A 23,580-nucleotide genomic window follows, 5' to 3' on the forward strand; every position below is an offset into this window, starting at 1 on the left:
CGCTCATCATGCCTGATGTCTTGAACGGATGGCCCCGGAAGCGGACGCTTTCCCTCACAAACGTCCAGAGAAAGTGAGCGTCCGCCATGTCCGTGAGGAGGAGTCCCCAGACGGTCGACGGCCTGCTGCCCTCACCAGAGCCGGTGCGCTTCGTCGCCGAGGACGGCACCGCCGTCGAGCCGCCCGCCGGGTACGCAGAGCCCGCAGGGGAGCACCTGGTGGAGGCGTACCGGCGGATGGTCCTGGGCCGCCGCTTCGACCGCCAGGCGACCGCGCTGACCAAGCAGGGCCGGCTGGCCGTCTACCCCTCCAGCCGCGGCCAGGAGGCCTGCCAGATCGCCGGCGTGCTCGCGCTGCGCGAGGACGACTGGCTGTTCCCCACCTACCGCGACTCGGTCGCGCTCGTCTCCCGCGGCCTCGACCCGGTCGAGGTGCTCACCCTGCTGCGCGGCGGCTGGCACTGCGGTTACGACCCCGCCGCCACGCGCGTCGCCCCCCAGTGCACGCCGCTGGCCACCCAGACGATCCACGCCGTCGGCATGGCCGAGGCCATGCGCCGCAAGGGCGAGGACGGCGTCGTCATGGCCTTCATCGGCGACGGCGGCACCAGCGAGGGCGACTTCCACGAGGCGCTCAACTACGCCGCGGTGCTGCGCGCACCCGTCGTGTTCCTCGTCCAGAACAACAAGTACGCCATCTCCGTGCCGCTGGCCAAGCAGAGCGCGGCCCCGGCGCTGGCCTACAAGGGCATCGGCTACGGCATCCCCTCCGAGCAGGTGGACGGCAACGACCTCGTCGCCGTCCTGTCGGTCCTGACCGCCGCCGTGACGCACGCCAGGACCGGCGGCGGCCCGTTCCTCGTCGAGGCGCACACCTACCGCATGGACCCCCACACCAACGCCGACGACCCCACCCGCTACCGGGAGAGCCAGGAGGTCGAGCAGTGGGAGTCGGCCGACCCGCTGGCCCGGCTGGAGGCCTACCTGCGCGGGCGCGGCCTGCTCGGCGACGAGGACGCCGCCGCCGCACACCAGGCCGCCGAGGAGTACGCCGCGCGCCTGCGCGAGGCGATGAACGCCGACCCCGAGGCCGACCCCTTCGAGCTGTTCGACCACGTCTTCGCCGAGCCGACGCCCCAGCTGCACGAGCAGCGGGCCCTGCTGGCGTCCGAGCTGACCGCGCGGGAGGACTGACATGACCGCGAAGATGACCATGGCCCAGGCGTTGAACGCGGCGCTGCGGGACGCGCTGCGCGAGGACGAGCGCGTCCTCGTCTTCGGCGAGGACGTCGGCCCGCTCGGCGGCGTCTTCCGCGTCACCGACGGGCTCACCAAGGAGTTCGGCGAGGAGCGCTGCTTCGACACGCCGCTGGCCGAGGCGGGGATCGTGGGCCTGGCCGTGGGCCTGGCCATGGGCGGCTTCCGCCCGGTGATCGAGATGCAGTTCGACGCCTTCGCCTACCCGGCCTTCGAGCAGATCGCCTCACACGTGGCCAAGCTGCGCAACCGCACCCGCGGGCGGCTGTCGCTGCCGATCGTGATCCGGATCCCGTACGCGGGCGGCATCGGCGGCGTCGAGCACCACTGCGACTCCAGCGAGGCGTACTACGCCCACACGCCGGGGCTCAAGGTCGTGACGCCCGCGACGGCCGACGACGCCTACTGGCTGCTGCGCGACGCCGTCGCCGACCCCGACCCGGTGATCTTCATGGAGCCCAAGCGGCTGTACTGGTCGAAGGAGGAGACCTCCGTCGCCGACCGCGGCGCCGCCGGGTTCGGCCGGGCCGCCGTCCGCCGGGAGGGCCGCGACGCCACGCTCGTCGCCTACGGGCCCAGCGTGCCCGTCGCGCTCCAGGCCGCCGAGGCCGCCGCCCGCGACGGGCTCTCGCTGGAGGTGGTCGACCTGCGGACGATCGTCCCGTTCGACGACGAGACCGTGGTGGCGTCGGTGCGCAAAACGGGGCGCTGCGTGGTGATCCAGGAGGCCCAGGGGTTCGCCGGGGTGGGGGCCGAGATCGCCGCCCGCGTGCAGGAGCGGTGCTTCCACTCGCTGGCCGCGCCGGTGCTGCGCGTCACCGGGTTCGACATCCCGTACCCGCCGCCCATACTCGAGCACTCCCACCTCCCGGACGTCGACCGCGTCCTCGACGCCGTGGACCGCCTCCAGTTCGACGACCGGCCCGACGTGCTGCACCTCACCCGGGAGGCGTCATGACGGCGACCGCCGCGCGGCAGGTGTTCCGGCTGCCGGACCTCGGCGAGGGCCTGACCGAGGCCGAGATCGTCGAGTGGAAGGTGGCCGTGGGGGACACGGTGGAGATCGACCAGATCGTGGTGGAGGTGGAGACCGCGAAGGCGGCGGTGGAGGTGCCCGTGCCGTACGCGGGGACCGTGCTGCGGCTGCACGCCGAGGCGGGCGCGGTCGTGGCGGTGGGGGAGCCGCTCATCGAGGTCGGGGGCTCGCAGGAGGACCCGGCGGCGGCGCGGTACCGGGAGGAGGAACGCGCGGGCTCGGGCAACGTCCTGATCGGCTACGGCACCACCGGCGTCCCCCACAAGAGCCGCCGCCGCCCCCGCACCCCCAAGCCCACCGTTTCCCCCGCGACCCCCGCTGCGGGACCGGGACCTGCGCCGGCACCGGGTTCTGTTCCGGCATCTGCTTCGGGACCTGCGCCGGCACCCGGTTCCGTTCCGGCACCTGCTTCGGGGGTGGCAGCGGGACCTGGGCCGGCACCCGCGCGGGGATCGGCGTCGGGGGCCGCGATCGCGCCTGGGCGCGCGTCCGGGTCTGAGCCTGCTCCTTCGTCCCCCGGCGGGCCGGAGCGCGCGCCTCGCGTGATCTCGCCGCTGGTGCGGCGGATGGCGCGCGAGCACGGCGTCGACCTCGCCGCCGTCCTCCCCAGCGGACCGCACGGGGTCATCCTCCGCCGGGACGTCGAACACGCCATCGCCAACGCCGGCGCGAGCCTTGACGCCCCCTCCGCGGACAAGGCCGCGGCCCCGGCGGCCCCCGAGCCTCTGGCGGCCCCCGAGCCTCTGGCGGCCCCGGTGTCTCCGGTGACCCTGGTGGCGGAGCGCATCCCCCTGCGCGGTCTGCGCCGCACGGTGGCCGACAAGCTGACCCGCAGCCGCACCGAGATCCCCGACGCCACCACCTGGGTGGACGTGGACGCCACCGACCTGCTCGCCGTCCGCGACACCCTCCGGCGGACCAGCCCGGACCTGGGCATCGGCCTGCTGGCGCTCCTGGCCCGCGCCTGCGTGGCCGGCCTGCTCCGTTTCCCCGAGCTGAACTCCTCGGTCGACACCGACCGGGCCGAGATCGTCCGCCACGGCCACATCAACCTGGGCTTCGCCGCCCAGACCGAACGCGGCCTCGTCGTGCCGGTGGTCCGCGACGCGCACCTCATGACCACCGCCGGCCTGGCCGCCGAGCTGACCCGCCTGACCGCGCTGGCCCGCTCGGGCAGCCTGCCCCCGTCCGCGCTGACGGGCGGCACGTTCACCCTCAACAACTACGGCGTCTTCGGCGTGGACGGCTCCACCCCCATCATCAACCACCCGGAGGCGGCGCTCCTGGGGGTCGGCCGCGTCATCGACCGTCCTTGGGTGCACGACGGCGCGGTGGTGCCCCGCAAGATCACCCAGCTGTCCTTCAGCTTCGACCATCGCGTCTGCGACGGCGGCGCCGCGGGCGGCTTCCTCCGCTTCGTCGCCGACTGCGTGGAGAACCCCGCCGTGCTGCTCGCCCACGTCTAGCAGCACGCTCCCCACGCCGGCGAACGTCACCCGGTGAGCCCGAGGGCCGCGCCCCTCGGGCTCACCCTCGTTGCCCGCGACGGGCCTGTCGGTCATTGCGCTGGACGGCCTGAGCGCAACACCCTGAATCCATCGAACGCTGCCCGTCCGTGAGGCGGACACCCGGCGTCGACGCCCGACACCGGCATGGAGGAGGACCCCGATGCCCGATCCCACCTCGACAGACGTGTGGTCCACGATCAGCGAGCTGGTGGCGTGGCTGGACCGCAACAACGGCCGGGACCCGCACGAACTCACCCTGCGCGTCATGAAGATCGGCGAGGAGTTCGGCGAGGCGGTCGAGGCCCGCATCGGCGAACTCGGCCAGAACCCCCGCAAGCCCGCCTCCCACACCCGCCAGGACCTCGCCGACGAGTTGTGCGACGTGATCGTGACGGCAATGGTGGCGCTCGCCTCCGTCGCCGACGACCCGCGGGCTGTGTTCGAGGCCAAGCTGAGGAAGATCGCCGACCGCGTCTCAGCGCTGGAGGCCAAGGGCGCCTGACCTTTCCGGGCAATCCGTACGAGCCGCCGCTGCGGCGCTCGCCGCGCACTGCGCAGCGGATCGCTCCTCACCTCCGTACCCGACGGAGCGGAGTCCGGCCGCCTTCGCCGAGATCCCGCGAGCCGAGGCGTCGGGCCTGCGTCCGCGCCTGGTCGTCACGCGCCAGGAGCCCGGTAGGCCACCTCCATCCGCGTGGCTTCGTCGACCTCCTCCGCCGTCAGCAGGGCGACCGTCGTCGTCCGCACCGCCCCGGACGCCGACACCGCCATCCCCAGCGCAGCCGACGCCGCATTGCTCGGCAGGTCGACGACCACGAACGTGTCCGTCTCGCCGAACGCGAAGTACATCTGCTCGACCCGCCCGCCCAGGCTCTCCACCAGGCGATCCACCGCTTGCCGGCGTCCGGTGCCGCCGTCTCGGAGCACCCCGCGGATGCCGTCTGCGGTGTACGTGGACTGAATCAGATACTTGGGCATCGTCGAGTTCCTCTCCTCGTGCCGCCACCCGGATGCGAGGCGGCTGTCGCGGGTCACGAGGTCGGAATTCTCGGCGTCCGATGAAGGTAATCCCACCGGTGGTGCTGGGTTTCCCCTGCGGCTCTCGACGCCCGCCGTCTAGGTCGAGACCGTCAGCACCACGATCGCCACCCCGAGCGTCAGGTCCAGCGCGGCGCAGAACTCGGCCATCGACCGGGCCACCACCTTGTTCCTGAGCCAGAGGACCACGTCCAGAACGGCATGCCCGACCAGGCCCGCGGCGACCAGCCAGCCCCCGGCCGCAGGCGACAGGGACAGCGCGGCCACCGACGCCGCCCCGAAGACCAGCATCGCGGGAACCTGCGCCGCGACGAGCGCCGGCTTCTTAGCCAGCCCGGCCGCCAGGCCGACGACGGCGACGCACACCGCACCCCCGACCAGCCCCGGCCACGGCGCCAGCCCGAGCACCCGCAGCACCGCCACCGCCACCACGGACGCCCCGAACAACGGCCAGACCACCTCCGGCCTGCCGGTCACCGCCGTGGCGAGGTAGATGAGCGCGGCGAGGAACACCACAAGGGCGGCGTCCCGCCCGTCCTCCAGCCCCAGGACATTGAAGACCATGAAAGCCAGGCCCAGCCCCGTGGGCCAGCGACGTGCGACGGCCATGAGCACCCGGCCGGTGGGGGAGCGCCTCTGCGAGCCGCCTTGCGCGGACGACATCTCAACCATGCCCCGACTCTCCCGCGCCACCTCCGCCCACCTTGCGACCGAACACCCCGGACGTCCGAAATCCTGCGATTCCTGTCCAGCTATCACACATTCACCCCGCCGGCCGCCCACGAAGAGGAGCTGTCCGACGTCAAGCCGGGCGGACCGTCTGTGTGGGGGAGGCGGTCCGACGTCAGGCCGGGCCGACCGCCTGTGTGGGGCAGGCTGTCCGACGTCAGGCCGGGCCGACCGACCGCAGCCAGACCGCCGCCGAGTACGGGCTGGTGAAGCGGAGCACCCGCAGGGGAGCGAAACGCGGATCACGGGTGCGCCGCCGGATCTCCGCCCGTCGCGCCGCGTGCTGCGACCAGGCCCACCACGCCGGATGATCACTCTGGAACCACCCGGCGACCGTCTCCCGATTGCCGTTGAAGACGGATTCGCGCAGAACCGTCCTGCGCAGCGAACGCCGCAGCACCCGCGGCATGACGACCCTGCGCGGATAGTCCAGCCAGACGATGGTGTCGGCGCGTTCCCACAGCAGGTCGCGCACCTCCGGGTAGCCGAAGGAGTCGAAGATCCACGCCGGGGTCCCGGCGATCTCGGCGACCCGCTCCTGGAACGACTCGTCCACGGCCCAACCGGGCCCGGCGAAGTACAGGCCGTCCATCTCGTGACAGGGCACGGCGATCCGGCTGCTCAATGCGTGCGCCAGCGTCGACTTGCCCGCCCCGCTGATGCCCGCCACCAGAATCCGCCGCATCCCGGCAGGCTAGCGCAGCCGTACCCACCGAGCCCGCGGTGCTGCCGGCCCATGCGAACGCGTACGACGCCTTCCCCACGCCCCTGCCGAGCGACCAACCCGGAGCCCTCCGAGCAGGACCGGTCTCTTCTGGGGCCGGGCGACGGCCGCGCGCGCACAGCCCCGACTCGCCCCTCACCGAGCGCCCTGACCGAACCAACCCCTCGGCGGAGAGGCGACGAGACAGCCCTCACGAGCCGCGAACGGGCTTCAGATCGTGCAGTGACACGGGCTTCAGATCGTGCAGTGACACGGGCTCCAGCTCGTGCAGTGGCATGGGCTTCAGATCGTGCGGGACACCCGTCAGACCACGGTCTGACAACCCGTGGTAGGACTTCCCCGCTCCAAGACCAGCCCCTGGTCCGACGCGCTCCCGACCCCCGCGCCGCAATCATGACCGCATGCTGAAACCTCTCGCCACGATCCTGGCCGCCCTGCTGGCGATCACGGGCCAACCCGCCATAGCCACCGCCACCGCCACCCCCAGCGCCGAGACCCGACCCGGCAGCGAGAGCACAGTCCGTCCCTCCTCGGTCACTCCGTCCGTCGTGACAGCCGGATCCTCACTGACCTGGCAGCCCTGCCCCAACGACAAGATCGGCATGGAGTGCGCCGACCTCCAGGTCCCGGTCGACTGGCACAAGCCCGACGACCGCAAGATCACACTGAAGCTGGGCAGGCTGAAAGCGACCGGCGCCTCCGAAGGGTCGGTCCTGGTCGCCTACGGTGGCCCAGGAGGCCCCGGCATCGCCACCACCGCAGCCGTCCCCGACTGGTGGGCCCGGCTGCGCGAGCGCATGGACATCGTCACCTGGGACACCCGCGGCTACGGCGAGCAGTTCGGCGGCCTGAGCACCGGCCTCGCGTGCGTCTGGACCCGCATCCCCATCCCGGAAGCCCCGCGTGACGACGCCGGCTTCGGCCGCCTGTCCGACACCAACCGCGGCTTCGCCGAGGCATGCCGCCACCAAGACCCCCAGCTGTTCGCCAACATGAGCTCGGCCGACCAGGCCAAAGACATGGAGGCGATCAGAAAGGCCCTGGGCGGCGCGAAGCTCAACTACTACGGCGCCTCCTACGCGGGCTTCTACGGCCAAGACTATGCCCGCCTCTTTCCCGACCAGATCCGCACGATGGTCCTCGACGGCACCTGGAACCACAGCCCCGCCGACTGGTCGCGCGAACTGGAGGAGATGGCGAAGTCCAACGAGCAGTCCATGCGGCGCTTCTTCACCTGGTGTGCCACCCACGACTGCCAAGACGTACCCGGCCTCTGGCACAAGCTGACCGAACGAGCCCGCCGCAAGCCCATCCCCACCACGACGGCCAACATGGCCTACAACGCCCGCGACCTGCAGTCCCTCGCCCTCTTCATGGCCCGCCAAGGAGCCCCCGCCTGGCCCGCCCTGGCACGCGCGATCCGCAAGGCGGCCGGCCAGGGCGACGCCTCCGACTTCGTCCCGGCGCGTGGAGCCCGCTACCCCGACCAGACCACCCCCGTCACCGAATGCCTCGACTGGCCGCGTCCCACGACCATCAAGGAACTGGCCAGCACCGACGCCCGCCTCCGCAAGATCGCCCCTCTCACCGGCACCGCCAACACGCTGGCCTCGGCGACCCTCACCTGCATCGGCTGGCCCGCCCCGGTCACCAACCCACCCGCTCCCCTCCCGAAGGGCGTGCCTCCCGTCCTGGGAGCAGGCGCCTGGGGCGAGTCGGACGCGGTCGAACGTGCCCTGGCCGCCGTCCCCGGCAGCGTCACCATCCGCCACGACGGCCCCGGTCACACCCTCTACGGCTTCAACCCTTGTGCCCGCGACCTGATGAACCGCTACTTCACCGACCTGACCCTGCCGCCGCCGAACACCCAGTGCTGACCACCCCGACCCGGCCGACGGGCAGCCATCCGGGCGGACGAGAACGTCTTCGTCCCACGCTTCAATCGACCCGATTTCGGCTTCCGAGCACGAAGAGCCCGAGCACGAGAAGCCAGAGCACGAGAAGCCAGAGCACGAGAAGCCAGAGCACGAGAAGTCAGAGCGCGAGAAGTCAGAGCGCGAGAAGCCCGCGGGCGTAAGGAAGGACCGGGCCTTGCTGGGCCAGTACGTCAGCCGCAGTCGGCGATCCTCAACTCGGCCGGATGGGGCTCTGCGGCGCCCGGTGGAACTCGACACTCACGAACCGACCGTCGGCGAAGCCCAGGCGCGCACCGTCGCAGTGCGCGAACGGCGTCCCCCAGGAGTCGTGCGAAGCGTCCGGAAAGCACGCCGCCAACGCCAGCTCGATCGCCCCTCCGTGCCCGACCAGGAGCGCCGAGCAGCCCTCCGCGACGTCGCGGACCGTGTCCACCCAGATCGCTCGGTGGGTTGCGGCCACGGTCGCCGTGTCCTGGCCCTCCCGGATGATCTCCGCGAGCCGCCGGTAGGGCTCGGTCCAGCCCCACTGCGCGTGCCGAGCGATTTCTCCCGGCACATAACCCGACGGCATCTCCACGGTGTAGTCGACGGCGAAACCCATCGCAACAGCGGTCTCGACGGCCCGGGGAGACGAACTGGTGACCACGCGCTCGTAGGGGCCGACCCCGGAGCCGATGAAGCGGGCGAGGGCGATGCCGTCGGCCGACAGGTGTGACCCGCGGCCACGTGCCGCGCCCTTCTTGGTCAGGCTGTGTCGGCGCACGTCGAGCCAGCGCACTTGGCGTCCTCCTGCAACGGTGTTCCGGTGGGCAAGGGCAGAGACGCGTACGGCCACCGGATCACGCTAGCGGTGTGGTGACGATCAACGATCATGTGGCGGCCGCAGGCCACAGCGTAGCCGTGCCCGTCCGAGCAACGACGGCGAAGGGGCGGTGAGGGGGAGCTGTCACGCCGGCCTCGGCACTGCCCTCCACGCGCCGACCAGGGGTGGACCTCGGCTGCCGCGGACGTCGCGCAAGAGGGCGCCGACCACGTGCGGCCACGGTCTTGACTGGGCGGGTCAGATCGACTAGACCACAGGAAGCCCGGCGATCATCACGCAGTGGAGGACACGATGTCCGGCAGAGCGTTGGTACGACTCGCGGCCCGCGCCGCGTTATCCGCAGTCACGACGGGCGCGCTGGTCGCGGCCGCCGCGATGCCGGCCTCCGCGACGGTCCTGGACCGGCCGCCGCGGACGACCAAGGGGCCGTGCGCGTACACCGAGACCCCCGACGACCCGGCCGTGCGCAAGGTGCCGCTGCCGCCGGACCCGCGGCACACCCCCACCCGCCCGGTCTCGGCGGTGCTCAGGACCAACCACGGCGACATCGGGCTCACCCTCGACCCGGCCAAGGCGCCGTGCACCGTGCAGAGCTTCGTGCACCTGATCCGTCATCGTTTCTACGACGTCACCTCCTGCCACCGGCTCACCGCGTACGACCGGCTGAAGGTGCTGCAGTGCGGCGACCCCAGCTTCACCGGCGAGGGCGGCCCCGGCTACCGGTACAAGGACGAACTGCCCACCGACCTGCCGCCGTGGCCCGGCGACCCGACCGGAGTGCGCAAGACGTACGCGCGGGGCGTGCTGGCCATGGCCAACGCCGGGCCCGCCACCAACGGCAGCCAGTTCTTCCTGGTCTACGGCGACTCTGGCCTGGCGCCCAACTACACGGTCTTCGGCACGGTCGACGCCGCCGGGCTCGCCGCGCTCGACCGTATCGCCGCCGGCGGCATCCAGCCGGAGCCCGACGGTCCCACGCCGCCCGTGGACGGCAAGCCCGTCCTGCCGGTCGACATCCGCGACGCCCGGGTCTGCCGGAAGTAGGCGTCACTCCCGCTCCAGCGCCGCCCCCGTCCTCGATGCCGGTGGAAGGGCTCCCGTCCCGCCTGCCGGTGGAACGGGGGCGGAACGGTCTGGAACGCCCTCAGGGCGAGGGCTCCGACCGAGGAGCCGGGAGCAGGGAGAGACGCATGAACCTGAGACGCGCGTTCGGCACGGTGGCGGGGCTGGCGCTGGCCGCCGCGGGGATGGTGGGGCTGAGCGGGCCTGCGTGGGCGGCGCTGCCCTTCGTCACCCCGACCACCTGTACGTTCCAGACGTTCAACACCGGGAACTACCTGACGGCGGTGGGCGGCGGGGGCCGTACGACCGATGTGATCCACAGCGACGCGACCGTGCCCCGCTCGTGGGAACGCTTCACCCTCGTGGACGCCGGCGACGGCGTGCACGTCGGCATCAGGACGCTGACCGGCAACTACCTCACCGCCGTGAACGGCGGCGGCCTGCAGACGGACGTCATCCACTCCAACGCCACGCTCCTGCAGGCGTGGGAGAAGTTCGCGCTGGTCCGCCAGGGCGGCGACGGCTTCGCCATCCAGACGGTCGACGGCCACTTCCTGACCGCCGTGGGCGGCGGCAACCGCACCACCGACGTGGTGCACAGCGACGCGACCCAGGTGCGGTCGTGGGAGCTGTTCCGGGTGCAGTGCAACCTCACCACCGTGCCCAACGTGCAGGGCTTCGACGACGGCAGCGCGCGGAACTCCATCACCGGGGCGGGCCTCACGGTCGGCGGGGTCACGTTCGACAACACCTGCGTCGACGTTCGCGGGACCGTGTTGTTCAGCAGCCCGGGTGCGGGGGCGACCGTGCCGCGCGGTTCGGCGGTGAACCTCACCGAGTCCAGCGGGGTGGACCGCAACGGGCGGCCCTGCATCTTCAGATGACAGCGGCGGTCCGGCCGCCCGGGGCGATCTCGCCTCCTCGGGCGGCCGGACGCCTTTGCAGCGGACGGCCGCTTCGCTCCGGATCGGGCGTTCTTCCGAGGCTGGCGACTTCGAGCGAGGCGGCCGACTTCGTAGGACTTGTCGCGTTCAGGCGGGTCGGGGGTCGGCCGGCTGGGCGGGTCCGGCGGGTCCGGCGGGTCCGGCGGGTCGGGCGGGTCGGGGGGGCGGGCCGGTCGGGCGGGTTCAGCCGGGGGTGTCGGTGCTGCGCCGTGGCTGCCAGGGCAGGCGGTTCTCCAGCTCGACCTCCAGCGAGAAGCTGAGGAAGGTCCGTACGAGCACGATGAGCGCGAGCACGCCGACGCTCACGAACGTCGGCGCCACCGCGACCGTACGGATGATGTCTCCCGCGACCAGGAATTCCAGGCCGAGCAGGATGGCCCGTCCGAGGCCCTGGCGGTAGGCGCGGTAGACGTCGTGCGGGGCCTGTCGCTCGCGTAGCCGCAGCACGAAGGACACGGTGGCCGTCAGGGCGCCCAGCACGATGATCGCCACGCCTGCGAGGTCGACAGCCTGGCCGATCGCCTCCACGATCCGCGCGAAGTCCATGACCACCCTCTTTGTCCCGCCTTCAGCAAGGATCGGCGCCCCGCGCCCCGCAAACCGCCCCGACATGCCGCCCCAGCCCCCCTCTTTGCCAGGCCACCGCATGGGGCCTCGTGTGGGGAGGGGGTGGGGGCTTTGAGTGGGGGGCGGTCCCGCGTCTCGCAGGCCGTCCCGACATGCCGCTCCAGCCCGCCTCTTTGCCGGGCCACCGCATGGGGCCTCGTGTGGGGAGGGGGGCTTTGAGCGGGGGCGGTCCCAGCCCCCGCAGACCGCCCCGACACGTCGCCCCAGCCCGCCTCTTTGCCAGGCCACCACACAGGGACTCGAGCGGGGAGGGGAGCGGGCTTTGCGTTAGAGCCACGCGACCAGACGGGGAGCGGGAGGCCGTGTGTCGTTGGACGGGCGCGTATGTCGGGCGGGAGGCCGTGCGCGATTGGAAGGGTAAGGGGCGGGGCTTCGGAGGAGGGGGTGGGCCTTAGGGCAGGGCTTTGTGCGCGATCGGAGGGCAGAGGTCGGCCGGGGATGGGGGTGTGCGCGACTCGACGCATCGATGGTGCAGCTTCCCGCGCCGGGGCGGGGCTTTGGGAGGAGGTTGGGCCGTCCAGATGGGGGCTGGACGGCGGGGGGCTTCGTGGACGGCGGAGGGTGAGGTCAGGTCGTGGGGGGAGGGGGGTTGGGTGGGAGGGAGTCGAGCCAGTCGGTCAGGCGGGTGCCCTGGCGGGTCATGATCTCGGGGTCGCGCAAGGCGTTGGCCAGCAGCGACATCCCCTGGTACGCGCCGACGAAGGTGAGCGCGAGATCGTCGGCGTCCGGCCGGCCGAGGTCGCGGAACTGGCGTTCCGACCAGTCGAGGAGCAGCCGTATGACCCGGCCCGCCTCGACGTCGAGCCCGCCCTCCGCACGTTTGTCCAGCTCGACGGCGAGCGTGCCGGTGGGGCAGCCGTAGCGGGCGGCGCTGTCCCGCTGGCTCATCCAGGCGTCCACCATGGCCTTGAGGCGGGCGCGCGGGTCGGGGAGCCGGTCGAGTTCGGCGGTGAGCTCGGCCAGGTGTCCGGCGTGCTCGGACAGCGCGGCCAGGACGAGTTCGTCCTTGGTCTTGAAGTAGTAGTACACGTTTCCCACGGGCACGTCGGCGGCCTCGGCGATGTCGGCGATGGTCGTCCGCTCGACGCCCTGCTCGTGCAGGACGCGGGCGGCGGCGGCCATCAGCCTGCGCCGCTTGTCGGCCCCCCGGGCCCGTGTCCTCGTTGAGTCAGTCACCCAACTGACTATACGTCGGAGACAGCGCTTCCACGCACCGATCGCCGCCGCGCGGCGCGGGCGGGTGGTGTGAGGACGCGGCGAAGGCGCACGACCTGAGGCGGCATGCTGGAAGGCGGCCACCCGGATGGTGGCGGGTGAGCCACATCGTGCTTACCCGGGGCGCGGGGAAGAGCAAGCCTGCCGCTGAGGGGTAGGGGCGGGCGATGTCCGATGTCGCCGCCGATGTGCCGGATGTGGACAGGGGTGGCGCTGAGCTCGGGATCCCTTCATGACAGAGTTAGCGATCAACGTCCAGCGTCTGCCGGGCTGCCATGTGGTGCACCTCGACGGCGAGCTCGACCGCCTGACCCGCATGCCGCTGGCCCGTACGCTCGCGGAGCTTCTGGAGGCCGAGCGTCCGAAGATCGTGATCGATGTCACCGACCTGACCTTCTGCGACTCGTGCGGCCTCTGGGCCCTCATCGTCGGCCAGCGGCAGGCCGAGCAGCGCGGCGGCACCGTCCGGCTGGTCGGGGTGCACGGGCCGCTGGCCCGTCTGCTGGACATCACCCGTCTGTCGCGCCTGTTCCCCTCGGACGACGGTCCGGCCGAGGCCGCGAGCTGGGCCAGGCCGCGCGGCTGGCCGTCCTGACCCCGGACGGACGGTGAGGGCGGCGGCGCCGCCCCTCAGGGCCAGGGGGTCAGGTCAGGACGGTGGGGAGGGGGCCGGGTCCGGGCCGTGCGGATGGGACGCGTTGATCACCCGGTACAGCTGATCCTCCGGCCCCAGCCGCCAGCCGAGCAGTTCCAGCAGCTCGCGTACCGTCGGCGAGGCGTTCTGGAGCACCAGCCTGCGGGGCGGCGGCAGGTCGGCGGCCGTGCTGATGATCAGCCGCAGCCCGCCGGCGTCGATGAAGGTAAGCTCGGACAGGTCCAGATGGACGTCGGTCTCGCCGATGCGTAACGCCCACGCCAGCGCTCGGGCCAGCGCGGGCCGTCCATGGTGGTCGATCTCGCCGCGTACGCGCAGGCCGAAGGGGTGCACCATGGGCAGCACATCGGCAGGGTCGCCGGTCTGGTCGGTCATTTGAAATCACACCAATGCGGTCGTCCAGGGCAGAGCCGAGCCGCGCCACGTTCCCTAGCGAGGGAAGGTGCGGGCGCCCCTGACAGATCGCCGAAAACAAGAGGGCCCGGCGCGCCGCGCGTCCATACAGCGTCGGCACATCGGGCAGAGGGAGAGGCAGATGTCGGGCGATCAACCCTTTCCGCCAGGCATTGCCCAGGTCACCACGGCTTCGGCCGCCGGTGAACTGGACAGGTGCGCCCGTGGCGCGCCCGGCTCGGCTCGTTTACTCGGTCGCCTTTCTCCCTGCCCTCGATCGAGCGCTTTACGCCGCCGTAACCCCCGTACCCGGTAGGGGCAAGCCATGCAAGCACCCTTCCACCTGCGGTGCACCATCACCAACAATCTCGCGCTCACCCGCGATCTGGTGCGCGTCTACGCCACCCACGCGGGGCTGTCCGGCGCGCGGCTCGACCACCTGGTGCTCGCCGTCAACGAGGCCGCCGCGAACGTCCTGGAGCACGGTGGCGGTCGCGGCACGGTGACGGCCTACACCGACGCCGCCGTCCTCACGGTCGACGTCTGCGACACGGCCGGACGCCTGCGGGCCGAGCATCTGGCCGACGCCCGGCTCACGCGTCCCTCGCCGTCGGGGCGGCGCCTCGGCCTGTGGCTGATCCACCGTCTGTGCGACGAGGTCGGCATCGACCATCCGCAAGGAGGCAGCAGGCTGCGGCTGCGCATGCGTCTGCCCCTCGCCACCCACCTGCGTCCCTGGCAGGGCGGCGACTCCTCGCCCGCGGCCAGCTAGCCACGGTGCTCCGCCCGCCCGTCTCTGCTCTCAGGAGGTTGGTGAGCCGTCCTGATGAGCGGTGAGCCGCCGGTGAGGGCGCGGTGAGCCGCCCCCGCCACTGTTGACCTGTCTCCGCGACCGCGGAGCAGAGGCCACACACGTGGGGAGCGGACAATGGGCATGCTGACCGGCAAGACGGCGCTGGTGACGGGCGGTTCCCGGGGCATCGGCCGGGCGGTGTCGCTGCGGCTGGCCGCCGAGGGCGCGCTGGTGGCCGTGCACTACGGCGGCGACGACGAGGCGGCCAAGCAGACCGTCACCCTGATCGAGGAGGCCGGCGGCCGGGCGTTCGCCGTGCGGGCCCGCTTCGGCGCGAAGTCCCAGAAAAGCGCTGAGGGCGCTGAGGGCGCGGAGGGCGCCAAGGTGGCGGTGGGCGTCAAGGGGGCGGAGGGAGACGACGGGGGCGTCGAGGGGGCGGTGGAGCGGTTGTTCGAGGGGCTGGCCGACGGGTTGGCCGGGCGTGGCCTGGACATTCTGGTCAACAACGCCGGCATCGCCTCGACCGCCCCGATCGCGCACCTGACCCCGGCGGAGTTCGAGCGGGTGATGACGATCAACGTCACCACCCCGTTCTTCGTGATCCGGCGCGCGCTGCCGCTGCTGAACGACGGCGGTCGCATCATCAACATGGGCTCGACGGCCAGCCGGTTCGCCGTCACCACGCAGATCGGCTACACGATCAGCAAGGCGGCGCTGGCGGCGATGGCCCCGACGCTCGCCAACGAGCTGGGACGGCGCGGCATCACCGTGAACACGGTCGCGCCCGGAGCCGTACGGACCGACATGACCGCGGGTTACACCTCGATCCCCGAGGTGGTGGCCGCGCTGGAGTCGATCACCGCGCTCGGCCGGCTCGGCGAGCCCGAGGACGTCGCCGACGTGGTCGGTTTCCTGGCTGGTCCGGCGGGTCGGTGGGTGACCGGCCAGACCATCGACGTCTCCGGTGGCACGTACCTCGGGCCGCTCGCCTGACGGAGCCTTGGAACACTTTGCCCATCCATTACGGACAGTGCATATTCCCGTACAAGGAGCTTGCATAGCCTGATTTCATGGGTGATATCCCCCACGCGCCACCACCACCTCCCGGCCCGGCCGACGGCGACGACGGCCGGGCCCACGACGGCGGCCCGACGAGCGACGGCGGCCCGACGAGCGACGGCGGCCCGACGAGCGACGGCGGCTCGGCGGGCGACGCGCACGTCGACAGGCTGCTGCTCGGCGCGGCCACCAGCACGCGGGCGCACGTGTGCGTGCTCTTCGTCCTGGCCGAGGACGGGCGCGTGCTGATGATGGACGCCGAGTCAGGGCTTCCCGAGCCCTTCTCGCGCTCATGGGTCCTGATCAGGTCCACCGACCAGTCGCCGGTCGCGGTGGCGGTGCGGCAGCGGCGGCTGGTGTGGGTGCCCGACCGGGAGGCCATGGCCCGCGAGTTCCCGCTCGTGGCGCTCGCCTTCCCGTACGGGTTCGCGCTGGCCGTCGCGCCCCTGGTCGACCGCGACGGCGAGGTGCGCGGGGCCATGATGCTGCTCTGGCCGCCCGCCCCGGCCCGCCGTCCGACCCGGCACCAGCTCGACGTTCTGACCGCCACCTGCGCCGACCTGGCGGAGATCGTGCCGAAGGGGAACCGGCCGGTGCCGCCGGGGCACCAGCCGCGGGTGCTGACCAGGCAGCCGCCCGGCGACGACGACCTCCTGCTGACCTGCCTCAACCGGCTGCCCGAGGGCTACTGCATGCTCGACGTCGAGGGGCGGCTCACCCTGGTCACCGCGCCCGCCGAGGAACTGCTGCACGCCGAGGCGGACGAGCTGACCGGCAAGCGTCCCTGGGACGCCCTGCCCTGGCTGGGCGAGCCCGCCTACGAGGACCGCTACCGCGCCGCGGTCGTCAGCCAGGAGGTCACCTACTTCACCACCCGCAACCCGGGCGGCCAGTGGCTGGCCTTCCACCTCTATCCGGGCCTGGCCGGCGTCACCATGCGGGTCACGCCGAGCACGATGGCCCGCGACCCGCGTCCGGTCATGCCCGACCAGCTCGTCGCCGCCGACCGGCCGCCGCGCCTGGTCGCGTTGCACGAGATGCTGCACCTGGCCACCACCCTGGCGCGGGCCGTCACGGCCCAGGAAGTGATCAACCTGGTCGCCGACCACGTGATGCCCGCCTACCACGTGCAGGCCCTGGCCATCCTCACCTCCAGGGGCGGGCGCATGCAGGTGGCCGCCTCGCGCGGGTACAGCGAGAAGGCGATCGAGGAGTACGACGGCCAGCCCCTGCTGCACCTGCCGCCCGGACACCCCCTGGCCGCCGGAGCGCCGGCGTTCTTCGGCACCTGGGCCGAGCTGCGCGCGACGTACCCGGAGGCGATCAGGTCGGACGACATGTCGGCCTGGGCGTTCCTGCCGCTGACGGCCGGCGGGCGGACGGCGGGCATGTGCATCCTGGCCTACGACCGTCCCCATCGCTTCACCACCGACGAGCGGGCCAGCCTGACGGCCCTCAGCGGGCTCATCGCCCAGGCGTTCGAGCGCGCCCGGCTCTACGACGTCAAGCACCAGTTCGCCCAGTCGCTGCAGTCGAGCCTGCTGCCGCGCACCCTGCCCGGCGTCCCCGGGCTGGAGGTGGTCGCCCGCTACCTGCCCGCCACGCCCGGCATGGACATCGGCGGCGACTTCTACGACCTGATCCGGCTGGAGGAGAAGGTGGCCGCCGCCGTGATCGGCGACGTCCAGGGGCATGACGTCACCGCCGCCGCGCTGATGGGCCAGGTGCGTACGGCCATTCACGCCCACGCGAGCGCGGGCGCCAACCCCGGCGAGGTGCTCGCGCACACCAACCGCCTGCTCAACGAGCTGGCCCCGGACCGGTTCACGAGCTGCCTGTACATCAGCGTCGACCTGGGGCGGAGCACGGCGTGCGTGGCCAGCGCGGGCCACCTGCCGGCGCTGCTGCGCCGGCCCGGCGAGCCCGCCCAGGTGGTGGAGCCCGCCCCCGGCCTGCTGCTCGGCATCGAACCCGGCACCGAGTACGCCACCACCCAGCTCGCCCTGCCGCCCGGCTCGGTGCTGGCCCTCTACACCGACGGGCTCATCGAGGTCCCCGGGCAGGACCTCGGCGAGGCCATCGGCCGCCTGGCCGCCGGGTTCGCCCCGGCGCCGGACCGGCCGCTCGCCGACGTGGCCGAGGACATGATCGCGGCCGCGGCAGCCGTCGAGCACCGCGCCGACGACATCGCCATGCTCCTCCTGCGCACCGGCCCAGCCTGAGCTGCGCCGACCGGGCCTGAGGAGCGCCGACCGGGCTTGAGGAGCGCCGACCGGGCTTGAGGAGCGTCGACCGGGCCCGAGAGCTGCGCCGACCGGGCCTGAGCTGCGCCGGTCGCGGTCAGACATGCCGGTGGCGGTCAGGCGCGCCACTCGGGGGTGCGTTCCTGGCGGGCCTGGGCCAGGGCCTCCCTGACGCCCGCGGCGTCCTTGTCGGTGGTGTAGACGGGGCTGCCGGGCTGCTGCCGCCACGACTCGTCGAGGCCGCCGGCGTCCACGGGGTCGAAGCCGAGCGCGTCCACCAGGCCCATCACGATCTTCTTGCCGCGTTCGTCGTCGGCGGCCACGGGCAGGGCGATGCGCCCGGGGGTGCCGGAGGGGCGGCCGCCGTGGGCGAGGTGGTCGGCGAAGATGTTGTTGAACGCCTTCACCACCGGATGGCCGAGCTGCTGCTCGACCCACCGGCTCTCCGGCATGCCGGCCTCGATCTCGTCGATCCGGCCGTCGCGCTGGGGGTAGTAGTTGCCGGTGTCCACGACGGTCAGGCCGCCGGTGACGTCGTCGAACAGGTCGTCGGGCAGCTCGGGCACCTTGCCCTGGGGGATCGTGACCACGACCAGGTCGGCTCCCTGGGGCGCCTCCTCGACGGTCACCGGGGTCGCGCCGGTCTCGCCGGCCAGGTCGGTGAGCGTCTGGGGGCCCCGGGAGTTGGCCACCGCCACCTCGTGGCCCAGCTCGGTCAGGCGCCGGGTGAGCGTGCCGCCGATGTTCCCCGCGCCGATGATGCCGATCTTCATGCTCCGCCCCCGGTTGTGCGCCTCAGCTACTGCTCGCCAGGATATCGTTACCATGTGTTATCGCTGGTCGGAGGCCAGGTCGGCGCGCCGGAGCAGGGCCGAACCGGATTCCGGGCGGAGGGTTCCGGCGGCGCAGCTGGCATCAAGTGGCCACCGGCACGCAACTTCCTGGCCGTTCTCCGGCGGAATCTCCGCGCGACGAACCCGCACACTGGATGCCATAGGCAGGCAAACGGACGTTGGAGGGCCGAATGGGAAATTCAGCATTACGTTCCGTCTCACGCGACGCTGAGCGGCGTGAATTCGTCAATCACGCGGGCGGGACGCGTCCGCATATCCAGCTGGTGTCCGACGAGCCGGGGATTCGGGGGTTGTTCCGATATCGTCCCGAGGCGGCCGAACCGCTGACCCTGCTCTCCGAAGTGCTGCTGTGCGGGGACAGCCCGCTGACCCGGGGCGAGCGCGAGCTGATCGCCGCGTACGTGTCGTCGCTCAACCGGTGCCGCTTCTGCTTCCACACCCACGCGGCCTTCGCCGCCGTCCGCGTGCCGGACGGCATGACGCTGGTCGACGAGACCTGCGCCGACCCGGCGGCGGCCCCGCTGTCCGGCAAGCTCAAGGCCCTGCTGGCCATCGCCGGGGCGGTGCAGCGCGGCGGACGGGAGGTCACCGACGAGCACGTGCGCGCGGCCAGGGCCGAGGGCGCCACGGACCTGGAGATCCACGACACGGTGCTGATCGCGGCGGCCTTCTGCATGTACAACCGGTACGTGGACGGCCTGGCCACGCTGGCCACCGACGACCCCGCCCACTACGCCGACAGGGCCCGCCTGACCAGCGGTTACGTGAAGGTGTGGAACGACGAGGCGCTGGACGAGGCCGGCTGAGCGGCCCCGTCCGGCGGGGCGTGATCAGCCGAAGAACTCGTCCACCGAATAGGGGTCGAGCGGGAAGCTCCAGCGCTCGCTGATCTTCCCGTCGGTGATCCGGAACAGCTGCATGCCGCGGTCGTCGAGCGAACGGCCGTCGCGCTCACCGCGGATGCGCAGGACGGCGGCGACCTGGTCGCCGCCGACGAGGTAGGACTCCGGCTCCAGGCGCAGCGTGCCGGTGGTGGACTTCAGCAGCTCGGCCAGGTAGCCGAGCACGGCTTCCTTGCCGGAGTAGTCGCGGGCCATCGGTCCGCGACCGGGGACGTGGAAGATCACGTCGTCGGCGAGCAGCCGGCGAAGGTCCTCCAGGTCGCCCTTGGCAATGGCGTCGTAGGTGTTGCCGGCAACGGTGATGTGGGGATGCTCATCCATGACGACCGCCAGTCACAAACGGGGTTTAGGTGGCGTCCGTGACATTACGCGCGTCAGTTGCAGGAGACAAGAAGGAGGCGCATTTAACGAGATCTTGCGCAATTGGCGAGAGTGTGCAGACTAGGAGAAAACCGCATCGATGGGAGCTTGCGTGCCCCATATTGCCCTCGATTCCGATGAACCAGGAATCCGCGGACTTTTCCAGTTCAGCCCTGAGACAGCCGCCCCGATGAACGCGCTGGCCGAGGTTCTCCTGCGTGGCGACAGCACACTGAGCCGCGGCGAGCGGGAGCTGATCGCGGCCTACGTGTCGGGGCTCAACGAGTGCCGGTTCTGCACGGCCTCGCACGCCGCGTTCGCCGCCGCCCAGCTCCCCGAGGGCATGACGCTGGTGGACCAGGTCCGCGCCGACCCCGGCACGGCGCCCGTCACGCCCAAACTCCGCGCCCTGCTCGCCATCGCCGCCGCCGTGCAGCGCAGCGGCAGGGACGTCACCGACAAGCTGGTGGCCGCGGCCAGGGCGGAGGGGGCCACCGACAAGGAGCTGCACCACACCGTGCTGATCGCGGCTGCGTTCTGCATGTTCAACCGGTACGTCGACGGCCTGGGCACCCACGCCCCCGACGACCCCGCCGGGTACGAACTGGCCGCGCAGCGCATCCTGACGCACGGCTACACGACCGTCCCACCGGCGGCGGGACAGCAGGACTGATGGACGCGGAACACCACCGGTTCGTGATCATCGGTGCGGGACCCGGCGGGCTGCAGCTCAGCTACTTCCTGCAGCGCGCCGGGGCCGACTACGTCACCCTGGAACGCGAGGACGCGCCCGGCGGCTTCTTCCGCGCCTACCCGCGCCACCGCCGGCTCATCTCGCTGAACAAGGTGCACACCGGCGAGAAGGAGCGCGAGATCCAGCTCCGCTGGGACTGGAACTCCCTGCTCAACGACGAGCCCGACCTGATGTTCCCGAACTACTCGCGGGAGTACTTCCCGCACGCCGACGACCTGGTCCGCTACCTGGCCGACTTCCAGCGCGTCCACGGGCTGCGGGTGCGGTACTCGACGGCCGTCGAGCGCGTCGAGAAGGACGGCGCGGGCTTCGTCGTCCACGCCGGTGACCGGGTCCTCCGCGCCGACTGCCTGATCGTCGCCACCGGCTGGGGCGGCCCGCACGTCCCCGACATCCCGGGCATCGAGCTGGCCACCGGCTACGAGGACGTCCCCGTCAACGGCGAGGACTTCGCCGACCAGCGCGTCCTGGTCATCGGCAAGGGCAACTCGGCGTTCGAGACCGCGCAGGCGCTGCTCCCGTACGCCGCGGTCATCCACCTGGCCAGCCCCAGCCCCGTCCGCCTGGCCTGGACGAGCAAGCACCCCGGCCACGTCCGCGGCCAGTACGGCGCCTTCCTGGACAGCTACTGGTTCAAGACCCTGCACGGCGTCCTGGAGTGCACCGTCGACCGCCTCTGGCGCGAGGGCGGCGGGATCAAAGCCGCGATCACCTACACGCTCGCCGACGGCGAGCAGGCGCTGCTCGACTACGACGCCGTCCTGCGCTGCACCGGCTTCACCATGGACACCGGCCTGTTCGGCGACTCCTGCCGGCCGGCGCTGACCCCCGGCGGACGGATGCCGGCGATCCGCCCCGACTTCCAGTCGGCCGACGTCGACGGCCTGTACTTCGCCGGCACCCTCATGCAGGCCCGCGACTTCAAACGGGCCTCCTCGGCGTTCATCGACGGCTTCCGCTACAACCTGCGCTCCCTGACCGCCCTGCTGCTCGAACGCTACGAGGGCCGGCCGCTGCCGGTCCGCGAGCTGCCCGCCGACGCCGACGTGCTCACCGGGTCGATGCTCGACCGGGTCAACCACAGCTCGGCGCTGTGGACCCAGTTCGAGTACCTGTCCGACGCGTACGTGCTGGGCCCGGACGGCGTCGTGCGCCACTACGAGGACCTGCCGGAGGACTACGCCCGCGAGCGCTTCGCCGCCGCCGGGCTGTGCCTCACGCTGACCCTGCGGTGGGGGCCGCGCGACCGCGCCGACGTGTTCGCCATCCAGCGCCACCCCACCCCCGAGCGGGCCGACGAGTGCGCCTTCCTGCACCCCGTCGTCCGGGCCTGGCGGCACGGCGAGCCGGTCGCCGAGCAGCACCTCCTGGAGGACCTCCAGGCCCGCTGGCGCGACCCCGTACGCCACGTCGAGCCGCTGCGCGCGTTCCTGGCCGGCCGGCTTCAGCCGTAGGAACCGGCCGGCTTCAGCCGTAGGAGCCGACGGGCTTCAGCCGTAGGAACCGGTCGGCTTCAGCGGTAGGAGCCGACCGGCTTCAGTCGTGGGAGGAGAAGCGGGCCACGAGATCGTCGACCACGTCGGCGAGCGCCCCGCGCCGGGCGTGCGCGGCCCGCTGGCGCTCGGCGCCCCCGCCGTTCTCGCGCAGCAGCCGCCACCCCTCCGCGGCCGCCTCCAGGTCGCCGGCCGCGGCCAGCGCGGGCCCGACGTGCTCCAGCAGCCGCGCCACCAGCTCGGCGACCGGCCGCGCCGCCCCCGTGAACGGATCGACGCCGGACCCGTCCAGCCCGTCCCTGGCGGCCCGCCAGTAGGCCACCCGCAGCAGCTCGGCGGGCACCTCGGGGCCGGGATCGCCGTCCAGCACCCGGTGCAGCGACGTGGTGACCAGCGCCCGGACCACCAGCGCGAGGAACACCGACTCGCGCGTGGAGGCGGGCACGTCGGCCACCCGCACCTCCACCGTGGGCAGCCGGGCCGACGGGCGCACGTCCCAGAACAGCGTCCCCGGGTCGACCAGCGCGCCGCTGCCGGTCAGCGCCGCGACCGTGCGCTCGAAGTGCTCCAGCGACCCGAAGTACGGCGGCGGCCCGGCCACCGGCCACTTGCCCCAGGCCAGCACCCGCCAGCCCGCGTAACCGGTGTCGCGGCCGGCCCAGAACGGCGAGTTGGCCATGAGCGCGAGCAGCACCGGCAGCCAGGGGCGCACGTGGTTGCAGACCAGCACGGCCTGCTCCCGGTCGGGCACGTGGATGTGCACGTGACCGGCGCAGATGGCCTGCTCGTCGTGCAGCGCGCGGTAGTTGTCGATGCCGACGCCGTACCGGGGGTGCTCGGTGATGGGCGGCGGGACGACGTCGCCGATCACCGGCGTGCCGGAGGCGACCACGGCCAGCCCCTCGGCGCGCGCGGCGGCGGCCACGACCTCGCGCATCCGCCGCAGCTCCGCCGCCAGCTCGGCCCGGCTCGCGCAGGGCGTCGTCTTGGCCTCCACCTGGAACTGCGTGATCTCCGTGCAGACCCGGTCGCCCAGCCCGGCCGCGGCGCGCCCGACGACGGCCGCCGCCCCGGGGGCCACGGCGCGGGTGACCGGATCGACCACCAGGTACTCCTCCTCGACGCCCATCAGGCGGGCGGTCACGCCGCCGGAGGACTGCCGTAACGACTCGGCGGTAGCCGTCATGTGCGCTCCA

The 23,580-nt window shown here is 72.3% G+C and carries 24 protein-coding genes; 14 read left to right on the forward strand and 10 right to left on the reverse strand.

All coding sequences use genetic code 11. The features are described 5' to 3' along the window. Positions 1-86: 86 nt before the first annotated feature. The 4 genes from pdhA to ACFYYW_RS03885 all read left to right on the forward strand — a co-directional run bounded on the left by pdhA (position 87) and on the right by ACFYYW_RS03885 (position 4,302). Positions 87-1,193, forward strand: coding sequence for a pyruvate dehydrogenase (acetyl-transferring) E1 component subunit alpha (gene pdhA / locus ACFYYW_RS03870; RefSeq protein WP_387644749.1), 1,107 nt, complete (start codon positions 87-89; stop codon positions 1,191-1,193). Between the two features lies 1 nt (position 1,194). Further along, complete coding sequence (locus tag ACFYYW_RS03875; RefSeq protein ID WP_364413454.1) at positions 1,195-2,214, forward strand: alpha-ketoacid dehydrogenase subunit beta; 1,020 nt, start codon at positions 1,195-1,197, stop codon at positions 2,212-2,214. Then, entirely contained in the window at positions 2,211-3,758 is a 1,548-nt protein-coding gene (locus tag ACFYYW_RS03880) for a dihydrolipoamide acetyltransferase family protein (RefSeq protein WP_387644752.1), read from the forward strand. Before ACFYYW_RS03875 ends, ACFYYW_RS03880 begins: the two co-directional genes overlap by 4 nt. 202 nt (positions 3,759-3,960) lie before the next feature. Beyond that, positions 3,961-4,302: a MazG-like family protein gene (locus ACFYYW_RS03885; protein WP_387644755.1), complete on the forward strand. Its 342-nt coding sequence runs from the start codon at positions 3,961-3,963 to the stop codon at positions 4,300-4,302. 155 nt (positions 4,303-4,457) lie between these two features. Here the strand turns inward: ACFYYW_RS03885 and ACFYYW_RS03890 are convergent, their stop codons facing one another. The 3 genes from ACFYYW_RS03890 to ACFYYW_RS03900 form a co-directional block, all read right to left on the reverse strand. After that, positions 4,458-4,778, reverse strand: a complete 321-nt coding sequence (locus ACFYYW_RS03890; RefSeq protein WP_364413252.1) for a GYD domain-containing protein — start codon at positions 4,776-4,778, stop codon at positions 4,458-4,460. 138 nt (positions 4,779-4,916) lie between these two features. Further along, the gene (locus ACFYYW_RS03895) at positions 4,917-5,510 is read right to left on the reverse strand and encodes a hypothetical protein (RefSeq protein ID WP_387644759.1); all 594 of its coding nucleotides are present in this window, start codon (positions 5,508-5,510) and stop codon (positions 4,917-4,919) included. 214 nt (positions 5,511-5,724) lie between these two features. Beyond that, the gene (locus ACFYYW_RS03900) at positions 5,725-6,252 is read right to left on the reverse strand and encodes a hypothetical protein (protein WP_387644762.1); all 528 of its coding nucleotides are present in this window, start codon (positions 6,250-6,252) and stop codon (positions 5,725-5,727) included. A 440-nt stretch (positions 6,253-6,692) separates the two neighbouring features. On the opposite strand from ACFYYW_RS03900, the gene ACFYYW_RS03905 reads away from it, so the two are divergent. Beyond that, positions 6,693-8,168, forward strand: coding sequence for an alpha/beta fold hydrolase (locus ACFYYW_RS03905; RefSeq protein ID WP_387644765.1), 1,476 nt, complete (start codon positions 6,693-6,695; stop codon positions 8,166-8,168). A gap of 250 nt (positions 8,169-8,418) precedes the next feature. Here the strand turns inward: ACFYYW_RS03905 and ACFYYW_RS03910 are convergent, their stop codons facing one another. Then, positions 8,419-8,985 carry a histidine phosphatase family protein gene (locus ACFYYW_RS03910; RefSeq protein WP_387644767.1) on the reverse strand — a complete coding sequence of 189 codons (567 nt, stop codon included), beginning with the start codon at positions 8,983-8,985 and terminating at the stop codon, positions 8,419-8,421. A gap of 336 nt (positions 8,986-9,321) precedes the next feature. On the opposite strand from ACFYYW_RS03910, the gene ACFYYW_RS03915 reads away from it, so the two are divergent. After that, on the forward strand, positions 9,322-10,074 hold the full coding sequence (locus ACFYYW_RS03915; RefSeq protein WP_352324202.1) for a peptidylprolyl isomerase: 753 nt from the start codon (positions 9,322-9,324) through the stop codon (positions 10,072-10,074). Positions 10,075-10,220: 146 nt separating this feature from the next. After that, complete coding sequence (locus ACFYYW_RS03920; protein WP_387644770.1) at positions 10,221-10,976, forward strand: PASTA domain-containing protein; 756 nt, start codon at positions 10,221-10,223, stop codon at positions 10,974-10,976. A 243-nt stretch (positions 10,977-11,219) separates the two neighbouring features. Here the strand turns inward: ACFYYW_RS03920 and ACFYYW_RS03925 are convergent, their stop codons facing one another. Continuing rightward, a complete protein-coding gene (locus ACFYYW_RS03925; RefSeq protein ID WP_352324204.1) occupies positions 11,220-11,582 on the reverse strand; it encodes a DUF1622 domain-containing protein in 363 nt (120 codons plus the stop codon). A 648-nt stretch (positions 11,583-12,230) separates the two neighbouring features. Further along, positions 12,231-12,839: a TetR/AcrR family transcriptional regulator gene (locus tag ACFYYW_RS03930; protein WP_387644773.1), complete on the reverse strand. Its 609-nt coding sequence runs from the start codon at positions 12,837-12,839 to the stop codon at positions 12,231-12,233. A gap of 271 nt (positions 12,840-13,110) precedes the next feature. Here ACFYYW_RS03930 and ACFYYW_RS03935 point away from each other — a divergent pair, with 271 nt between their 5' ends. Further along, positions 13,111-13,473, forward strand: coding sequence for an STAS domain-containing protein (locus ACFYYW_RS03935; protein ID WP_387644775.1), 363 nt, complete (start codon positions 13,111-13,113; stop codon positions 13,471-13,473). 54 nt (positions 13,474-13,527) lie between these two features. On the opposite strand, the gene ACFYYW_RS03940 is transcribed toward ACFYYW_RS03935, so the two are convergent. Further along, positions 13,528-13,908 (reverse strand): STAS domain-containing protein, encoded by a 381-nt coding sequence (locus ACFYYW_RS03940; protein WP_387644777.1) that lies wholly within the window; start codon positions 13,906-13,908, stop codon positions 13,528-13,530. A gap of 343 nt (positions 13,909-14,251) precedes the next feature. Between ACFYYW_RS03940 and ACFYYW_RS03945 the strand changes: the two genes are divergently transcribed. The 3 genes from ACFYYW_RS03945 to ACFYYW_RS03955 all read left to right on the forward strand — a co-directional run bounded on the left by ACFYYW_RS03945 (position 14,252) and on the right by ACFYYW_RS03955 (position 18,000). Beyond that, positions 14,252-14,698 (forward strand): ATP-binding protein, encoded by a 447-nt coding sequence (locus tag ACFYYW_RS03945; RefSeq protein WP_352324209.1) that lies wholly within the window; start codon positions 14,252-14,254, stop codon positions 14,696-14,698. A 156-nt stretch (positions 14,699-14,854) separates the two neighbouring features. Continuing rightward, positions 14,855-15,712, forward strand: a complete 858-nt coding sequence (locus ACFYYW_RS03950; RefSeq protein ID WP_387644780.1) for an SDR family NAD(P)-dependent oxidoreductase — start codon at positions 14,855-14,857, stop codon at positions 15,710-15,712. 77 nt (positions 15,713-15,789) lie between these two features. Continuing rightward, on the forward strand, positions 15,790-18,000 hold the full coding sequence (locus ACFYYW_RS03955) for a SpoIIE family protein phosphatase (RefSeq protein WP_387644782.1): 2,211 nt from the start codon (positions 15,790-15,792) through the stop codon (positions 17,998-18,000). A gap of 137 nt (positions 18,001-18,137) precedes the next feature. Here the strand turns inward: ACFYYW_RS03955 and ACFYYW_RS03960 are convergent, their stop codons facing one another. Beyond that, the gene (locus ACFYYW_RS03960) at positions 18,138-18,848 is read right to left on the reverse strand and encodes an NAD(P)-binding domain-containing protein (RefSeq protein ID WP_352330333.1); all 711 of its coding nucleotides are present in this window, start codon (positions 18,846-18,848) and stop codon (positions 18,138-18,140) included. Between the two features lie 317 nt (positions 18,849-19,165). Here ACFYYW_RS03960 and ACFYYW_RS03965 point away from each other — a divergent pair, with 317 nt between their 5' ends. After that, positions 19,166-19,681, forward strand: a complete 516-nt coding sequence (locus tag ACFYYW_RS03965; RefSeq protein WP_352354059.1) for a carboxymuconolactone decarboxylase family protein — start codon at positions 19,166-19,168, stop codon at positions 19,679-19,681. A 24-nt stretch (positions 19,682-19,705) separates the two neighbouring features. On the opposite strand, the gene ACFYYW_RS03970 is transcribed toward ACFYYW_RS03965, so the two are convergent. Continuing rightward, complete coding sequence (locus ACFYYW_RS03970; protein WP_352330337.1) at positions 19,706-20,098, reverse strand: nuclear transport factor 2 family protein; 393 nt, start codon at positions 20,096-20,098, stop codon at positions 19,706-19,708. Between the two features lie 139 nt (positions 20,099-20,237). On the opposite strand from ACFYYW_RS03970, the gene ACFYYW_RS03975 reads away from it, so the two are divergent. Together ACFYYW_RS03975 and ACFYYW_RS03980 are read left to right on the forward strand one after the other, a co-directional pair. After that, a complete protein-coding gene (locus tag ACFYYW_RS03975; RefSeq protein ID WP_387644786.1) occupies positions 20,238-20,810 on the forward strand; it encodes a carboxymuconolactone decarboxylase family protein in 573 nt (190 codons plus the stop codon). Then, positions 20,810-22,345 carry an NAD(P)-binding domain-containing protein gene (locus ACFYYW_RS03980; protein ID WP_387644788.1) on the forward strand — a complete coding sequence of 512 codons (1,536 nt, stop codon included), beginning with the start codon at positions 20,810-20,812 and terminating at the stop codon, positions 22,343-22,345. The genes ACFYYW_RS03975 and ACFYYW_RS03980 overlap by 1 nt, the downstream gene beginning before the upstream one ends. Positions 22,346-22,427: 82 nt before the next feature. On the opposite strand, the gene ACFYYW_RS03985 is transcribed toward ACFYYW_RS03980, so the two are convergent. Next, on the reverse strand, positions 22,428-23,570 hold the full coding sequence (locus ACFYYW_RS03985) for a glutamate--cysteine ligase (protein WP_387644790.1): 1,143 nt from the start codon (positions 23,568-23,570) through the stop codon (positions 22,428-22,430). Between the last annotated feature and the right edge of the window lie 10 nt (positions 23,571-23,580).

Origin of the sequence: Nonomuraea sp. NPDC001831 (assembly GCF_042892035.1) — a bacterium.
Classification (GTDB): Bacteria; Actinomycetota; Actinomycetes; order Streptosporangiales; family Streptosporangiaceae; genus Nonomuraea.

What these genes read in the sequence shown, in the direction of transcription:
- pdhA (WP_387644749.1), top strand. Translation starts at nt 87, where the DNA reads ATGTCCGTGAGGAGGAGTCCCCAGACGGTCGACGGCCTGCTGCCCTCA.
- ACFYYW_RS03875 (WP_364413454.1), top strand. Translation starts at nt 1,195, where the DNA reads ATGACCGCGAAGATGACCATGGCCCAGGCGTTGAACGCGGCGCTGCGG.
- ACFYYW_RS03880 (WP_387644752.1), top strand. Translation starts at nt 2,211, where the DNA reads ATGACGGCGACCGCCGCGCGGCAGGTGTTCCGGCTGCCGGACCTCGGC.
- ACFYYW_RS03885 (WP_387644755.1), top strand. Translation starts at nt 3,961, where the DNA reads ATGCCCGATCCCACCTCGACAGACGTGTGGTCCACGATCAGCGAGCTG.
- ACFYYW_RS03890 (WP_364413252.1), bottom strand. Translation starts at nt 4,778, where the DNA reads ATGCCCAAGTATCTGATTCAGTCCACGTACACCGCAGACGGCATCCGC.
- ACFYYW_RS03895 (WP_387644759.1), bottom strand. Translation starts at nt 5,510, where the DNA reads ATGGTTGAGATGTCGTCCGCGCAAGGCGGCTCGCAGAGGCGCTCCCCC.
- ACFYYW_RS03900 (WP_387644762.1), bottom strand. Translation starts at nt 6,252, where the DNA reads ATGCGGCGGATTCTGGTGGCGGGCATCAGCGGGGCGGGCAAGTCGACG.
- ACFYYW_RS03905 (WP_387644765.1), top strand. Translation starts at nt 6,693, where the DNA reads ATGCTGAAACCTCTCGCCACGATCCTGGCCGCCCTGCTGGCGATCACG.
- ACFYYW_RS03915 (WP_352324202.1), top strand. Translation starts at nt 9,322, where the DNA reads ATGTCCGGCAGAGCGTTGGTACGACTCGCGGCCCGCGCCGCGTTATCC.
- ACFYYW_RS03920 (WP_387644770.1), top strand. Translation starts at nt 10,221, where the DNA reads ATGAACCTGAGACGCGCGTTCGGCACGGTGGCGGGGCTGGCGCTGGCC.
- ACFYYW_RS03925 (WP_352324204.1), bottom strand. Translation starts at nt 11,582, where the DNA reads ATGGACTTCGCGCGGATCGTGGAGGCGATCGGCCAGGCTGTCGACCTC.
- ACFYYW_RS03935 (WP_387644775.1), top strand. Translation starts at nt 13,111, where the DNA reads ATGACAGAGTTAGCGATCAACGTCCAGCGTCTGCCGGGCTGCCATGTG.
- ACFYYW_RS03940 (WP_387644777.1), bottom strand. Translation starts at nt 13,908, where the DNA reads ATGACCGACCAGACCGGCGACCCTGCCGATGTGCTGCCCATGGTGCAC.
- ACFYYW_RS03945 (WP_352324209.1), top strand. Translation starts at nt 14,252, where the DNA reads ATGCAAGCACCCTTCCACCTGCGGTGCACCATCACCAACAATCTCGCG.
- ACFYYW_RS03950 (WP_387644780.1), top strand. Translation starts at nt 14,855, where the DNA reads ATGGGCATGCTGACCGGCAAGACGGCGCTGGTGACGGGCGGTTCCCGG.
- ACFYYW_RS03955 (WP_387644782.1), top strand. Translation starts at nt 15,790, where the DNA reads ATGGGTGATATCCCCCACGCGCCACCACCACCTCCCGGCCCGGCCGAC.
- ACFYYW_RS03960 (WP_352330333.1), bottom strand. Translation starts at nt 18,848, where the DNA reads ATGGTAACGATATCCTGGCGAGCAGTAGCTGAGGCGCACAACCGGGGG.
- ACFYYW_RS03970 (WP_352330337.1), bottom strand. Translation starts at nt 20,098, where the DNA reads ATGGATGAGCATCCCCACATCACCGTTGCCGGCAACACCTACGACGCC.
- ACFYYW_RS03975 (WP_387644786.1), top strand. Translation starts at nt 20,238, where the DNA reads ATGGGAGCTTGCGTGCCCCATATTGCCCTCGATTCCGATGAACCAGGA.
- ACFYYW_RS03980 (WP_387644788.1), top strand. Translation starts at nt 20,810, where the DNA reads ATGGACGCGGAACACCACCGGTTCGTGATCATCGGTGCGGGACCCGGC.
- ACFYYW_RS03985 (WP_387644790.1), bottom strand. Translation starts at nt 23,570, where the DNA reads ATGACGGCTACCGCCGAGTCGTTACGGCAGTCCTCCGGCGGCGTGACC.